The organism is Stenotrophomonas sp. 3diitr2024 (assembly GCF_042136455.1).
Lineage (GTDB): Bacteria > Pseudomonadota > Gammaproteobacteria > Xanthomonadales > Xanthomonadaceae > Stenotrophomonas > Stenotrophomonas sepilia.
The window spans coordinates 1-13,803 of the sequence record NZ_JBHHMJ010000324.1 but is presented as its reverse complement, the minus strand read 5'-3'; the positions used below and the strand labels follow the sequence as shown (position 1 = coordinate 13,803).

Here is a 13,803-nt window from a genome sequence, read left to right as displayed (position 1 = left end):
GGCGTTCGCCGAGGTCTACCGCCGCGAAGGCATCACCGACTGGCGGTAACCAAAAAAGGGGACAGAGGGAATTAAGTCGTTTGTGCACAAACGACTTAATTCCCTCCGTCCCCTTTTTTGGTTACCGCCAGTCGGTGATGCCTTCGCGGCGGTAGACCTCGGCGAACGCCGGGCGCGCCTTCATCGAGGTGGCATGCGCCTTGAGCACCGGCCAGGTGTCACTGGGCCTGGGCATGTTGCGCGACCAGCGCATCAGCATCACCAGCATGTAGTCGACCACGCAGGGCGTGGCGCCCAGCAGGTACGGGCCGTGCGCCTGCAGGTGAGCGGCAACGTGCTGCCAGGCCGCTTCGAGCCGCTGACGCGCCCTCTCGCGGCTGGCCTCGACGTTCGCCTGGCCGGCCATTTCATGCGGATAGAACCAGGCCCGATAGGCCGGCTGCAGCGTATTGGCACACCAGAACATCCAGCGGTAGGCATCGCCACGCTGCGGCGTGCCCGGTACCGGGAGCAGGCCGGCCTCCGGGTGGCGATCGGCCAGGTACAGGGCGATGGCCGCCGCTTCGGTCAGTACCAGGCCATCGATCAACAGTGTCGGCACCACACCGGCCGGATTGAGCGCCAGGTACCGCGCCGACTTGTGCTCGCGCGCGTCGAAATCCAGCAGCACCAGTTCATGCTCGATGCCGAGCTCGATCAGCAGCCAGTGCACGACCAGCGCGGCGGTACTGGTCGAACCATACAGCGTGGTGCTCATGCGGAAGATCCTGTGCAGGGGGATCAGCCGATTATGCGCCCACGCGCGCGATCGTTGCTCAGCCGCAGCTGCTCATGCAGGAATCCCGGCGCTCGCCACAGGACATCATCGGCGCGCGCATCGCGCAGTCGTGCGTCTTCAGTTCGCAGGCACGGCGCAGGTCCGGATTGTCCACGTCCTTGCAGCGTTTGTCCGGCGCCGGCACCACCTGCTGCTCGCAGTTGCTCTGGCGGCTGCCGAGGGAGTCATTCTGCGCCATGCAGCTGCGATAGCCGGCCTGGCACTGCACGCGGCATTGCGCGGATGCTGGGAAATCCGCGCCTTCGTATGACGCCGGGGTGCTGCAACCGGCCAGGGCCAGCAGCACGCCTACCACGATGAACCGATGCAGGGCCATGGACACGTCCTGTGCGAGGGTGTTCCGACCGTAGCAGAACAACCGCTACCGGAACATCAATATTTTTGCCCACACAACAACGGCGCCACAGGGGCGCCGTTGTCTGGTCCGGGATGGAGGGCTTACTCCACAACCACCGGAATCTTGCCGATGCGGGCCTGCCATTCGCGCGGGCCGGTCTTGTGCACCGATTCGCCGGTGGAATCCACCGCCACGGTCACGGGCATGTCCTGCACGGTGAACTCGTAGATCGCTTCCATGCCCAGGTCGGCGAAACCAACGACCTTGGCCGCCTTGATCGCCTTGGACACCAGGTAGGCCGAACCACCAACGGCCATCAGGTAGGCCGACTTGTGCTTCCTGATCGCCTCGATCGCGGCCGGGCCACGCTCGGCCTTGCCGACCATGCCCAGCAGGCCGGTCTGCGCCAGCACCTGCTCGGTGAACTTGTCCATGCGGGTCGCCGTGGTCGGGCCGGCCGGGCCCACCACTTCGTCGCGCACCGGATCGACCGGGCCGACGTAATAGATGAAGCGGCCCTTCAGGTCGACCGGCAGCTCCTCGCCCTTGTTGAGCATGTCGACCATGCGCTTGTGCGCGGCATCGCGACCCGTCAGCAGCTTGCCGTTGAGCAGCAGGGTCTGGCCCGGCTTCCAGCTGGCCACGTCTTCCGGGGTGATCGTGTCCAGGTCCACGCGGGTGCCCTTGGACGCGTCATAGGTCAGCTTCGGCCAGTCTTCCAGCGACGGCGGGTCCAGCATCACCGGGCCACTGCCATCCAGGGTGAAGTGCGCATGGCGGGTGGCGGCGCAGTTCGGGATCATCGCCACCGGCAGGTTGGCCGCATGGGTCGGATAGTCGTTGATCTTGATGTCCAGCACAGTGGTCAGGCCGCCCAGGCCCTGCGCACCGATGCCCAATGCATTGACCTTCTCATACAGCTCCAGGCGCAGCTCCTCGATGCGGTTGGAGGCACCACGGGCCTGCAGCTCGGTGATGTCGATCGGTTCCATCAGCGCCTCCTTGGCCAGGAGCATCGCCTTCTCGGCGGTGCCACCGATGCCGATGCCGAGCATGCCCGGCGGGCACCAGCCGGCGCCCATGGTCGGCACGGTCTTCAGCACCCAGTCGACGATGGAGTCGGACGGGTTGAGCATGGCGAACTTGGTCTTCGCTTCCGAACCACCGCCCTTGGCGGCAACGATGACGTCGACCTTGTTGCCCGGCACCACCTTGACGTTGACCACGCCCGGGGTATTGTCCTTGGTGTTGATGCGCTTGCCGGCCGGATCAGCCAGCACCGAGGCGCGCAGCTTGTTGTCCGGATGCATGTAGGCGCGGCGAACGCCTTCATTGGCCATGTCTTCCACGCCCATGGTGGCGTCATCCCAACGCACGTCCATGCCGATTTCCAGGAACACGGTGACGATGCCGGTGTCCTGGCAGATCGGACGGTGGCCTTCGGCGCACATCCGCGAATTGATCAGGATCTGGGCCATCGCTTCCTTCGCGGCCGGCGACTCCTCGCGCTCGTACGCGGCGGCGAGGTTCTTGATGTAGTCGACCGGGTGGTAGTACGAGATGTACTGCAGCGCGTCGGCGATGGACTGGATGAGGTCTTCCTGCTTGATCGATGTCACGGCTTGCTCGCTTGCTCGAGGCTGGCGGGGGTAATCCGCCCATTTTACCCCCTCCCCCGGCCCCGGGGTGGTAGTCCCGGCCGCTGGCCGGCAAGATTCCCCCCGACGCTCTGTCACGCCACGCGCCACTGCGGCGTCCTTGCACACATGAACGCCGAAACCGTTTTCCAGACCCACCGCCCGCGCCTGATGGCGCTGGCCTACCGCCTGCTCGGCAGCCGCGCCGACGCCGAAGACGTGGTGCAGGACGCCTGGCTGCGCTGGTCCGGCGCCGATCCCGCCAGTGTCCGCGATGCAGAGGCCTGGCTGGTCACCACCACCACCCGGCTCGGCCTGGACCGCCTGCGAGCGGCCAAGCGCGAGCGTGTCCACTATGTCGGCCCATGGCTGGCCGAACCGCTGGCGGTCACCCTGGAGCCTGACCCCGCGCCCGGCCCGGCCCAGCTGCATGCGCTGGCCGACGAGGTCTCGGTCGCCTTCCTGACCCTGCTCGAACAGCTCGGCCCCGAAGAACGCGCCGCCTTCCTGCTGAAGGAGGTCTTCGACCACGACTACCGTGAGATCGCCGACCTGATCGGCCACAGCGAAGCCAACTGCCGGCAGCTGGTGCACCGCGCCCGGCAGCGTCTGCAGGCCGGACGGCCGCGCTTCAACGCCGATGCCATCCAGCACCGGCAGTTGCTGGCGCGCTTCATGGATGCCTCGCAGCGCGGCGACAGCGAAGCGATCCAGGCCCTGCTGCACGCCAACGCGCTGCTGGTCTCCGACGGCGGTGGCGTAGTCACTGCGGCGGTACGGCCCCTGCTGGGCGCCGAACGCATCGGCCGCCTGTTCTGGGCCATCGCCCGCCGCGGCGCGGCGCATCCGGCGCAGCTGGGCTACGTCAACGGCGAACCGGCGATCCTGCGTTTCCAGGGTGACCGCCTGCACTCGATCACCACCATCGAAGTGGTCGATGGTCGCATCGCCAACGTGTACAGCGTGCTGAATCCAGAAAAATTGCCGAAGGTTGTCACGCACCGCGACGCTGCGGCGTCCTTGTGATGAAAGGCGGCCATCGTGGCCGCCGTGGAGCCCACGATGTCCGATCACACCTTCCCCCGCGTCCCCTACACCCGCCTGGCCGCCGAGGCCTTCAAGGGCCTGCTGGCCACCAGCCAGGCGGTGCATGACAGCTCGATCGACCCGACCCTGATGGAGCTGGTGTTCCTGCGCGTGTCGCAGCTCAACGGCTGCGGCTACTGCATGGACATGCACGGCACCGCGCTGCGCAAGGGTGGCATCGAGCCGCGCAAGCTGGACACCCTGCCCGCCTGGCACGAAAGCCGCTTCTTCGATGCGCGCGAACGCGCAGCACTGGGCTGGGCCGAGGCGCTGACCCGCTTGACCGACGGAGCGCCGTCGCAGGCAGCGTTCGATGCGCTGGCACCGCACTTCGATGCGAAGGGCATCAGTGACCTGAGCATGGGCATTGCGGTGATCAATGCCTGGAACCGGCTGGGTGCGGGACTGCTCCCACCACTGCCGTAACGGAGAGCGGGGTCGGATCCCTTCGCATGGCGAAGGGCTCTGACTCCGAGGCGCGGTGGCGGGGTCAGAGCCCTTTGCGCTGCAAAGGGATCTGACCCCATCTGACCCCATCTGCACGCCGTGCGCGCGCACAATGGCGGCATGCCTACTGCCGCCGCGAAGAAACCCAGCCTGCGCCAGCGCTTCAGGGCTATGCGCAATCTGCCCCCCTTCCTGCGCATGGTCTGGAAGACCAGTCCGGCGCTGACCCTGGCCAGCCTGGGGCTGCGCCTGATCCGTGCGCTGCTGCCGGTGGCGATGCTCTACGTCGGCAAGCTGATCATCGACAGCGCCCTGCACCTGAGCCAGCACGATGCCGGCTTCCCGCCGCTGGGCGAGGCGCTGTCCAGCGGCCTGCTCAATCCACTGCTGGGCCTGCTGGCACTGGAATTCGGCCTGGCCATCGCCTCAGACCTGCTCGGCCGGCTGGTCAGCTATGCCGACGTTCTGCTTTCCGAACTGTTCGCCAATGCCACCAGCATCCGTCTGATGGAACACGCCGCGACGCTGGACCTGGAGGATTTCGAAGACCCGGACCTGCAGGACAAGCTGGACCGTGCGCGCCGCCAGACCATGGGCAGGATGAACCTGATGAGCCAGCTGTTCGGCCAGGTGCAGGACGCGATCACCGTGGCCAGCCTCGCCGTCGGCCTGCTGGTCTACGCGCCGTGGCTGATCCTGCTGCTGGCGCTGGCACTGGTGCCGGCCTTCATCGGCGAATCGCACTTCAACGCGGCCGGCTACAGCCTCAACTTCCAGTGGACGCCCGAGCGCCGCCAGCTCGACTACCTGCGCCAGCTGGGCGCCAGCGTGGAAACGGCCAAGGAAGTGAAGATCTACAACCTGCACCGCTTCCTGGTGGAGCGCTACCGGCGCCTGTCGGTGGCATTGTTCCAGGCCAACCGCGCCCTGGCACGGCGCCGCGCGTTCTGGGGCACGCTGCTGGCTGCGCTGGGCACGCTGGGGTATTACACCGCCTACGCCTACATCGCATGGCGCACGGTGCGTGGGGACTTCTCGATCGGCGACCTGACCTTCCTCGCCGGCAGCTTCCTGCGCCTGCGCCAGCTGCTGGAAGGCCTGCTGATCGGCTTCTCGCAGGTGGCCAGCCAGGCGCTGTACCTGGATGACCTGTTCTCGTTCTTCCAGATCCAGCCGGAAATCCACTCGCGCGATGGGGCCGTGCGCGTGCCGCAACCGATCCGCCAGGGCTTCGTATTCGAGAACGTCGGCTTCCGCTACCCCGATGCCGAACAGTGGGCGGTGCGTCACCTGGATTTCCAGCTGCACGCCGGCGAAGTGCTGGCCCTGGTCGGCGAGAACGGCGCCGGCAAGACCACCCTGGTGAAGCTGCTGGCGCGGCTGTACGAACCGGACGAAGGCCGCATCCTGCTCGATGGCCGCGACCTGCGCGATTACGACCTGGATGACCTGCGCGCCAACCTCGGGGTGATCTTCCAGGACTTCGTGCGCTACAACCTCAGCGCCGGCGAAAACATCGGCGTCGGCCAGGTCGAGGCGATGGACGACCAGGCACGCATCGCTGACGCGGCGCGACGCGGCATGGCCGAGGAAGTCATCGACGACCTGCCCGGCGGCTACGGCCAGCAGATCGGCCGCCGCTTCAAGCAGGGCGTGGACCTGTCCGGTGGCCAGTGGCAGAAGATCGCCATCGCCCGCGCATGGATGCGCAATGCGCAGGTGATGATCCTGGATGAGCCAACGGCAGCACTGGATGCCCGCAGTGAGTTCGAGGTGTTCCAGCGGTTCAGGGAACTGGCGGATAATCGCACCGCAGTACTGATTTCCCACCGCTTTTCCTCGGTACGCATGGCCGACCGCATCCTGGTGCTGGCCGATGGCCGGATCGAGGCCAGCGGCACCCATGCGCAGCTGATGGCGCAGGGCGGCCGCTATGCCGAGCTGTTCGAGCTGCAGGCGGCGGGTTACCGCTGAGAACGCCTCTCGTTCCGCCCAATGAGAACTTGTCTCATTTGAGATAGAATCACCCCCGACGACTTTCGATAGATACGCCCATGTCCTCCGCTTTCGGCGCCGAAACGGTGCTTGAGGTCCGTCACTGGACCGATGCCTACTTCAGCTTCACCACCACCCGCGACAGCGGTTTCCGCTTCGAGAACGGCCAGTTCGTGATGATCGGCCTGGAAACCGAGGCGCGACCGCTGCTGCGCGCCTATTCCATTGCCAGTGCCAACTGGGAAGAACAGCTGGAGTTCTTCAGCATCAAGGTGCAGGACGGCCCGCTGACCTCGCGCCTGCAGCACATCAAGCCGGGCGACAAGGTACTGGTCGGCAAGAAGCCCACCGGCACCCTGCTGATCAGCGACCTGCATCCCGGCAGGAACCTGTACCTGCTGGGCACCGGCACCGGCCTGGCGCCGTGGCTGTCGGTCATCAAGGACCCGGAAACCTACGAGCGCTTCGAGAAGGTGATCCTGTGCCACGGCGTGCGCTACGAAAAGGACCTGGCCTACCGCGATTACTTCGAGAGGGAACTGCGTGAGCACGAGTTCCTCGGCGAGATGATCGGCGACAAGCTGCTGTACTACCCGGCCGTCACCCGCGAGCCGTTCGCCAACCAGGGCCGCCTGACCCAGCTGATGGAGAGCGGCGAGATGCAGCGCACCCTCGGCCTGCCGGAACTGAGCCCGGAAAACGACCGCGCGATGATCTGCGGCAGCCCGCAGATGCTGGCCGACCTTCGCACCGTGCTCGATGCCCGGGGTTTCCAGGTTTCGCCGCGCATCGGCCAACCGGGCCACTACGTGTTCGAGCGCGCGTTCGTCGAGAAATAGCCCATCGCATCTGTAGAGCCGAGCCCGCGCTCGGAGTCAGCCGGAAAAGCAGCCGAGCGTGGGCTCGGCTCTACAGCAGCGCTTCGATCGCGCTGCGCAACTGCTCCGGCCTGGTGGTGGGCGCATGCCGCGACACCACCTGCCCCTGGCGATCGACCAGGAACTTGCTGAAATTCCACTTGATGCGGGCACTGCCGAGCAGGCCACGCTTTTCGTGCGTCATCCAGGCCCACAACGGATCAGCGCCCTCGCCGTTGACCTCGATCTTCTCCGACAGCGGAAAGCTGACCGGATAGTCCAGCGAACAGAACTGGCGGATCTGCGCCGCGTCCCCCGGCTCCTGCGCACCGAACTGGTTGCACGGGAAGCCGATCACCACCAGGCCGCGCTCGCGGTAGTCCTGCCACAACTGTTCCAGGCCGGTGTACTGCGGGGTGAAGCCACAGCGGCTGGCGACGTTCACCAGCAGCAACGGGTGGCCCTGATAACGGGCCAGCGCCTGCGGCTGGCCGTCGAGGTCACGGAAGCTGAAATCGTAGGCGCTGGTCATGATGGCGGGCCGTGGGCGGTGAATGCATGGTACCCGCGCCCGGAGCCGGCAACATGCCTTTTGACACAAGTGCGGACGCCGCCGGCCGGGTTACCCTCGGGCCCTTGTTTGCCTTACCGGAGTCCCTGCCTTGACCACCCGCCTTGCCCTTGCCGTGGCCATGTCCCTCGGCCTTGCCCTGCCCGCCTTCTCGGCCAGCGCCGTCACCCCGTCTGCCAGCACCCATGCCCAGCAGGCCAATCCGTTCTTCGCCGAAAGCCCGCTGCCCCTGCATTATCCGCAGTTCGACAGGATCAAGGACAGCGACTTCGCCCCGGCCTTCGACGCCGGCATGGCGCAGCAGCTGAAGGAAGTGGAGGCCATCGCCAACAACAAGGCCAAGCCGACCTTCGACAACACCATCATCGCCCTGGAAAAGAGCGGTGACATCCTCGACCGCGCGACCACCGTGTTCTTCAGCCTGGTCGGCGCCGATACCAACGACACCCGCAAGAAGCTGCAGGCCGACTACTCGGCGAAGTTCGCCGCGCACAGCGATGCGATCGCGCTGAACGGCAAGCTGTTCGCCCGCATCCAGGCGCTGTATGACACCCGCAGCCAGCTGGGCCTGGACGCCGAAGGCGTGCGCCTGGTCGAGAAGTACTACGACAACTACGTGCGCGCAGGCGCCAAGCTGTCCGAGGCCGACAAGGCCAAGCTGAAGGAGATGAACGCCGAGCTGGCCAACCTGGGCACCAAGTTCAGCCAGAACGTGCAGTCGGAAGTGAACGCTTCGGCAATCACCGTCGACGACGTCAAGGCGCTGGACGGCCTGTCCAAGGAGCAGATCGCCGCCGCCGCCGAAGCCGCCAAGGCCCGCGGCCAGGACGGCAAGTACGTGATCACCCTGCTCAACACCACCGGCCAGCCGCCGCTGACCAACCTGGCCAACCGCGCCCTGCGCCAGAAGATCTACGAAGCGTCGGTCAGCCGTGGCAGCCGTGGCGGTGAGTTCGACAACACCGCGCTGGTCTCGCGCATCATGCAGCTGCGTGCCGACAAGGCCAAGCTGATGGGCTTCCCGAACTTCGCCGCCTACAACCTGACCAACCAGACCGCCAAGACCCCCGAAGCGGTCAACGCAATGCTGGGCAAGCTGGCCCCGGCCGCGGTGGCCAACGCCAAGCGTGAAGCCGCCGACCTGCAGGCGATGATCGACCAGGAACAGAAGGCCGCCGGCAAGCCGACGTTCAAGCTGGAACCGTGGGACTGGGCCTTCTACAGCGAGAAGGTGCGCCAGGCCAAGTACAACTTCGACGAGTCGCAGCTGAAGCCGTACTTCGAAATGAAGAACGTGCTGGAGAACGGCGTGTTCTACGCCGCGGGCGAGGAATTCGGCCTGACCTTCAAGCAGCGCACCGACCTGCCGGTCTACCACGATGACGTCACCGTCTACGACGTGTTCGACGCCGACGGCAGCCAGCTGGCGATCTTCATCTTCGACCCGTATGCACGCGCCTCCAAGCGCGGTGGTGCGTGGATGAACTCCTACGTCTCGCAGTCCAAGCTGACCGGCTTCAAGCCGGTGGTCGCCAACCACCTGAACATTCCGAAGCCGCCGGCCGGCCAGCCGACCCTGCTGACCTGGGACGAGGTGAACACCACCTTCCACGAGTTCGGCCACGCCCTGCACGGCATGTTCTCCAACGTGAAGTACCCGTACTTCTCGGGCACCTCGGTGCCGCGTGACTTCGTCGAGTTCCCCTCCCAGGTCAACGAGATGTGGTCGGACAACCCGGTCATCCTGAAGAACTACGCCAAGCACTACCAGAACGGTTCGGCGATGCCGCAGGCGCTGCTGGACAAGGTGCTGGCGGCTGCCAAGTTCAACCAGGGCTTCGCCACCACCGAATACCTGGGCGCGGCGATGCTGGACCAGAACTGGCACCAGATCGGCCCGGACCAGGTGCCGGCGGCCAAGGACGTGATGGCCTTCGAGCGCGCCGCGCTGGAAAAGGACGGCATCTACTACGCGCCGGTTCCGCCGCGTTACAAGACCCCGTACTTCAGCCACATCATGGGCGGCTACTCGGCCGGCTACTACGCCTACATCTGGTCGGAAGTGCTCGATGCCAACACCCAGAAGTGGTTCAAGGACAATGGCGGCCTGAGCCGCAAGAACGGCGACCACTTCCGCGCCACGCTGCTGTCCAAGGGCGGCAGCGTCGACGCGATGCAGCTGTTCCGCGATTTCGCCGGCCACGAGCCGCAGATCGAACCGCTGCTGGAAAAGCGTGGCCTGACCGGCGCCGGCAACTGATCACCTGCGCGGTAGCGTGAAACGAAAACCGCCCGGGAGACCGGGCGGTTTTTTTCGTTGAGGTCATCGCCGGAACAATCGTTCCCACCATCGTTTCTGCGTGTTTGCCGCCGGAGCCGTATCCGTATCCAGGGTTTCCGGCACGAACTGCGCCAGCTGCGCCGCGACGGCCTCTGCGTACAGCAACGCGCCATCGGGGGCGCAGTTGAGCAGATTGCTCATGCTGGTCGATGCGTTGAGGTCCATCGGATTCGGCTCGACCACCTCGCTTGCTTCCAGCAATCCGCATCCCTTGCCGATGGCATCATCGACAACGCTCCAGAACACGGCCAGTCGACCATCGGAGAACAGCTCGTGCAGACGCGCGCGCAGGTCATTGTTCCCGGCGTAGTCCGCGCGCATCTGCTTCAGCCGGTCATGCGTGATGAACACACCACCACCGTAGTTTTCGCGCAGGTGGTTGCCTGCAGCGGCGTCCGCCCACTGTGGCGGCACCAGTTGCCGCCAGTCCGCGAAATAGCGGGCAACCACCGGATCGTCGATGAAGAACGAAAGGGCGCTCCCGCGAAGATAGTGATACCGGCGCAGGTGACCGGCCACGATCGCCAGGTACAAAGCATGCCCCTTCTCGAAGGGCACGTCTGCGCTGATCGAGCGAGCCTCGTCGATGCGTTCCTGCAGCTGCTCCATGTAGAACGGCTCGATCCGGAATTGCTGCTGCAGCGGCTCAACCAGCGTCGCGTCCTCCAGCGCACGGAAATAGAGGCCACGGATTTCCGAGTCCGCGACTGGATGGTAGGTGATGTCCCAACCCATGCTGCAACGCCTTCAGGAATGCGGTAATGCCGCCGACCCAACAGCTTAGCGTCGTCGGCACCCTTGCGGAGAGCAGACCGTGCAATACCCGTAGTCAACGTCAATGAGTGTCGTATCAGGCCTGATCTATCCCTCTCTCCCGACGCAACACTACCGTGGCGCCACGTACCCGCCCGGCACGCCTTCCGGCGACAGCACCAGCTGCCACAGCTGCGCGTGCCGGCAGCGGAAGGTGGCCATCGACCCGGCCAGGTAGAAGCGCCACATGCGGCGGAAGTGCTCGTCGTAGCGCGCATCCAGCCGTGGCCACGCCGCCTCTACGTTGCGCCGCCAGGCCTGCAGGGTCAGGTCGTAGTCGGTGCCGAAGTTGTGCCAGTCCTCCAGTACGAAACGGCCTTCGAACGCCCGGGTGATCTGCACCGCCGACGGCAGCATCGAGTTGGGGAAGATGTAGCGCGCGATCCACGGATCGGTGCGATGCCGGGAGATGTTGGTGCCGATGCTGTGCAACAGCAGCAGGCCGCGCGGCGACAGGCAGCGCTTGGCCACCTCGAAGAAGCCCGCGTAGTTCTTGTCACCGACGTGCTCGAACATGCCGATCGAGAAAATCGCATCGAACGGTTCGTCCAGCTCGCGGTAGTCCTGCAATCGGATCTCGATCGGCAGGCCCGCGCACAGGTTCCGCGCGAACTCGGCCTGCTCCTGCGAAATCGTCACGCCGACGCCGCTGACACCGTAGCGCTCAACGGCGAACTTCAGCGCTTCACCCCAACCGCAGCCGATGTCCAGCACGCGCTGGCCCGGGCGCAGGCCCAGCTTGCGGCAGACCAGGTCGAGCTTGGCTTCCTGTGCGGCGTCGAGATCATCGGCGTTGCGCCAATAGCCACAGCTGTAGACCAGGCGCTGACCGAGCATGGCCTGGTAGAGATCGTTGCCCAGGTCGTAATGACGGCGCCCGACCTCGTAGCTGCCCTGCCCCGCCTGCAGGTTGAACAGGCGCGCCTTCAGCGCATCGGCCACTTCGCGCCAGCCGTGCACCCGTTCATCCAGGTGCGCCTGCATCAGGTGGACGAGGAATTCATCCAGGACGTTCGCATCCCACCACCCTTCCATGTAGCTCTCGCCCAGGCCGAGCGAGCCGTGGCCCATGACCCGCGCGAAAAAGCGCGGGTCATGCACCTGGATGTCCTGTGGCTGGGTACCGCCGATGCGGACCCCGGCTTCGTGGAGCAGGCCGGCGACCCGCTCCTGCAACCCTGTATCCACGCCACCTCCTCGACTGCGGTCAACCGCGTGCGAACAGCTCCACGTAGTCCTTGGCCACGTGCGGCAACAGCACCGCCGCCGGTACATCGGCGGTCTGGGTGCCGTCCGAGTATGGACCCACCTGGTACGGAGGGAAAACAAACCGCAGCGCGGTGATCTGCCCCTTGTCGTCGGTCAGTGGCTGGAACTGGCTGAAATTGTCGGCCTGCGGGCCAGTACCGTCGGCGATCATGCGCGATGCGTTGCGCAGCGATTCCTGCAGTTGGGCCGGGTCCATGTCCTCGCCGCTGAGCCGCGTGGCCACGCGTTCGCGCAGCTGGTCGGAGACGAAATCGCTGATTGCCTTCCAGCCCTTGGCATCGGTCACCAGCTTGTCGGCACTGAGCATCTGCTGCTGCTGCGGCAGCCATACGAAGCGCGCCACCAGCGGTTCGCCATGGGCGCCACCGGTGTAGCGGCTGCCATCGGCACTGACCACCACCAGCTGCGGGGTTTCCAGCAGCTTCTCGAAGCTCAACGACAGCTCGTAGGGCATGGCCGGCTTGTCATTGCCCAGCCCGTCCAGCGCCTGCTGCAGGTCACTGCGTGCACTCGTCGCATAACTCTGCAGCGCGCGCGCCAGGCCGGGGTAGCGGTCGATACCGGCCGGGTAGCTGATGCCCACCACTTCGCGCTCGTTGTTTTCGATCACGTCGCGCAGGTCCAGCGGCGCTTCCGTGGCCGGCGTCTCGCCGGCGGCGGTGGCTTCGGCGGCGGGCGCCGCGTCGGTTACCGGCGCCGGCTCGCTTTCACGCTGGCAACCGGCCAGCAACAGCACGCCCACCACGCCGGCCAGCACGCTGCCGTGCAGTGGCCGGTTGTTTCCAATCTTCATCGGGATCCCCTGTTCATGTTTGTACATCATCGCCTGCCATGGCTGAAGCGTGGCCCGCTGGCATTCAGCCAACGAGCAGGTCGTGGTACTCCTCGTGCCGCTGCAGGAAGGCCTCGGCGTAGGAACATGCCGGCACCACCTTGTACTTCTGCTCGCGGGCGAAACGCAGTGCCACGCGGGTGAGTTCACCGGCGATGCCACGGCCGGCGATCGGCTCAGGCACCTCGGTGTGGGTGATGACCATGCGCTTGCGCTTGATCTGGTAGTCCAGCACCGCCAGCTGTCCTCGCACACGGGCGGTGAAGCGGTGGTTGGCCAGATCGTGTTCGACCTCGTAGGCCAGACCGGGGGGCGTGACCGAAGCCATGGAACTGTCTCCTGCGGCGACTGCGTGGATGGTGCGCAGCCGGGCGCCATGATCGCGTGAAGCCTGAACAGGGGCAAGTCCAGTCCATTCACGTCAGTTTTCGCCCTCAAGCTGGAGGGGCGCCGGCCGCTATCGCCTATGGCGGGGTACGGCCAGGCTGGCACGACCCTTGCGACCGTTGATCATGCGCACCACCGTGGAGGCTCCCATGCACGCCAGCGATTCCCATTCCGATACCGACCGCGCCCTGCTGGAGGGCCTGCTGCAACTGGCGGTGGAAGGGCAGACCGAGGATCAGGATTTCCAGCGCATCGGCGAGGAAGTATTCGCCCGCCTGCTGGATACCTACGGCCACACGACCCAGGCCTGAAACCGGATACGCCGGGGCCGGATCCACAGGATCCGCCCCCGGCACGCTTCAGCCGCCCAGGCGGAAGGTCGGGTTGGCGGTG

At 65.8% G+C, this 13,803-nt stretch carries 14 protein-coding genes; 6 read left to right on the top strand and 8 right to left on the bottom strand.

Going from position 1 to position 13,803, the window contains the following annotated elements; translation table 11 throughout:
* Positions 1–121 precede the first annotated feature (121 nt).
* From ABGA94_RS07775 to ABGA94_RS07765, 3 genes are all read right to left on the bottom strand, one after another.
* On the bottom strand, positions 122–757 hold the full coding sequence (locus ABGA94_RS07775) for a glutathione S-transferase family protein (RefSeq protein ID WP_206620001.1): 636 nt from the start codon (positions 755–757) through the stop codon (positions 122–124).
* 58 nt (positions 758–815) lie between these two features.
* The gene (locus ABGA94_RS07770; RefSeq protein ID WP_005417563.1) at positions 816–1,154 is read right to left on the bottom strand and encodes a hypothetical protein; all 339 of its coding nucleotides are present in this window, start codon (positions 1,152–1,154) and stop codon (positions 816–818) included.
* Positions 1,155–1,276: 122 nt separating this feature from the next.
* Positions 1,277–2,794: a fumarate hydratase gene (locus tag ABGA94_RS07765; RefSeq protein ID WP_005417564.1), complete on the bottom strand. Its 1,518-nt coding sequence runs from the start codon at positions 2,792–2,794 to the stop codon at positions 1,277–1,279.
* 147 nt (positions 2,795–2,941) lie between these two features.
* Here ABGA94_RS07765 and ABGA94_RS07760 point away from each other — a divergent pair, with 147 nt between their 5' ends.
* The 4 genes from ABGA94_RS07760 (at position 2,942) to ABGA94_RS07745 (ending at position 7,179) form a co-directional block, all read left to right on the top strand.
* A complete protein-coding gene (locus ABGA94_RS07760; RefSeq protein WP_262221167.1) occupies positions 2,942–3,838 on the top strand; it encodes an RNA polymerase sigma-70 factor in 897 nt (298 codons plus the stop codon).
* A 36-nt stretch (positions 3,839–3,874) separates the two neighbouring features.
* The gene (locus ABGA94_RS07755; RefSeq protein ID WP_005417569.1) at positions 3,875–4,324 is read left to right on the top strand and encodes a carboxymuconolactone decarboxylase family protein; all 450 of its coding nucleotides are present in this window, start codon (positions 3,875–3,877) and stop codon (positions 4,322–4,324) included.
* Between the two features lie 141 nt (positions 4,325–4,465).
* On the top strand, positions 4,466–6,319 hold the full coding sequence (locus ABGA94_RS07750; protein WP_375366934.1) for an ABC transporter ATP-binding protein: 1,854 nt from the start codon (positions 4,466–4,468) through the stop codon (positions 6,317–6,319).
* Positions 6,320–6,399: 80 nt separating this feature from the next.
* Entirely contained in the window at positions 6,400–7,179 is a 780-nt protein-coding gene (locus tag ABGA94_RS07745) for a ferredoxin--NADP reductase (protein ID WP_005417572.1), read from the top strand.
* Positions 7,180–7,249: 70 nt separating this feature from the next.
* Here ABGA94_RS07745 and ABGA94_RS07740 read toward each other — a convergent pair whose 3' ends face one another.
* Entirely contained in the window at positions 7,250–7,729 is a 480-nt protein-coding gene (locus tag ABGA94_RS07740; protein WP_053497833.1) for a glutathione peroxidase, read from the bottom strand.
* Positions 7,730–7,859: 130 nt separating this feature from the next.
* Between ABGA94_RS07740 and ABGA94_RS07735 the strand changes: the two genes are divergently transcribed.
* On the top strand, positions 7,860–10,028 hold the full coding sequence (locus ABGA94_RS07735) for a M3 family metallopeptidase (RefSeq protein ID WP_375366931.1): 2,169 nt from the start codon (positions 7,860–7,862) through the stop codon (positions 10,026–10,028).
* A gap of 63 nt (positions 10,029–10,091) precedes the next feature.
* On the opposite strand, the gene ABGA94_RS07730 is transcribed toward ABGA94_RS07735, so the two are convergent.
* The 4 genes from ABGA94_RS07730 to ABGA94_RS07715 all read right to left on the bottom strand — a co-directional run bounded on the left by ABGA94_RS07730 (position 10,092) and on the right by ABGA94_RS07715 (position 13,351).
* Positions 10,092–10,844 carry a hypothetical protein gene (locus ABGA94_RS07730; RefSeq protein WP_375366929.1) on the bottom strand — a complete coding sequence of 251 codons (753 nt, stop codon included), beginning with the start codon at positions 10,842–10,844 and terminating at the stop codon, positions 10,092–10,094.
* A 150-nt stretch (positions 10,845–10,994) separates the two neighbouring features.
* Positions 10,995–12,110 (bottom strand): cyclopropane fatty acyl phospholipid synthase, encoded by a 1,116-nt coding sequence (gene cfa / locus ABGA94_RS07725; RefSeq protein WP_053497837.1) that lies wholly within the window; start codon positions 12,108–12,110, stop codon positions 10,995–10,997.
* A gap of 19 nt (positions 12,111–12,129) precedes the next feature.
* Complete coding sequence (locus ABGA94_RS07720) at positions 12,130–13,011, bottom strand: DUF3298 domain-containing protein (RefSeq protein ID WP_375366927.1); 882 nt, start codon at positions 13,009–13,011, stop codon at positions 12,130–12,132.
* A 37-nt stretch (positions 13,012–13,048) separates the two neighbouring features.
* On the bottom strand, positions 13,049–13,351 hold the full coding sequence (locus tag ABGA94_RS07715) for a GNAT family N-acetyltransferase (protein WP_005417588.1): 303 nt from the start codon (positions 13,349–13,351) through the stop codon (positions 13,049–13,051).
* 208 nt (positions 13,352–13,559) lie between these two features.
* On the opposite strand from ABGA94_RS07715, the gene ABGA94_RS07710 reads away from it, so the two are divergent.
* Positions 13,560–13,721 (top strand): hypothetical protein, encoded by a 162-nt coding sequence (locus tag ABGA94_RS07710; RefSeq protein WP_162911592.1) that lies wholly within the window; start codon positions 13,560–13,562, stop codon positions 13,719–13,721.
* Positions 13,722–13,803: the final 82 nt, after the last annotated feature.

Coding starts and splice junctions, on each gene's coding strand:
- ABGA94_RS07775 (WP_206620001.1), bottom strand. CDS start 757: ATGAGCACCACGCTGTATGGTTCGACCAGTACCGCCGCGCTGGTCGTG.
- ABGA94_RS07770 (WP_005417563.1), bottom strand. CDS start 1,154: ATGGCCCTGCATCGGTTCATCGTGGTAGGCGTGCTGCTGGCCCTGGCC.
- ABGA94_RS07760 (WP_262221167.1), top strand. CDS start 2,942: ATGAACGCCGAAACCGTTTTCCAGACCCACCGCCCGCGCCTGATGGCG.
- ABGA94_RS07755 (WP_005417569.1), top strand. CDS start 3,875: ATGTCCGATCACACCTTCCCCCGCGTCCCCTACACCCGCCTGGCCGCC.
- ABGA94_RS07750 (WP_375366934.1), top strand. CDS start 4,466: ATGCCTACTGCCGCCGCGAAGAAACCCAGCCTGCGCCAGCGCTTCAGG.
- ABGA94_RS07745 (WP_005417572.1), top strand. CDS start 6,400: ATGTCCTCCGCTTTCGGCGCCGAAACGGTGCTTGAGGTCCGTCACTGG.
- ABGA94_RS07740 (WP_053497833.1), bottom strand. CDS start 7,729: ATGACCAGCGCCTACGATTTCAGCTTCCGTGACCTCGACGGCCAGCCG.
- ABGA94_RS07730 (WP_375366929.1), bottom strand. CDS start 10,844: ATGGGTTGGGACATCACCTACCATCCAGTCGCGGACTCGGAAATCCGT.
- ABGA94_RS07720 (WP_375366927.1), bottom strand. CDS start 13,011: ATGTACAAACATGAACAGGGGATCCCGATGAAGATTGGAAACAACCGG.
- ABGA94_RS07715 (WP_005417588.1), bottom strand. CDS start 13,351: ATGGCTTCGGTCACGCCCCCCGGTCTGGCCTACGAGGTCGAACACGAT.
- ABGA94_RS07710 (WP_162911592.1), top strand. CDS start 13,560: ATGCACGCCAGCGATTCCCATTCCGATACCGACCGCGCCCTGCTGGAG.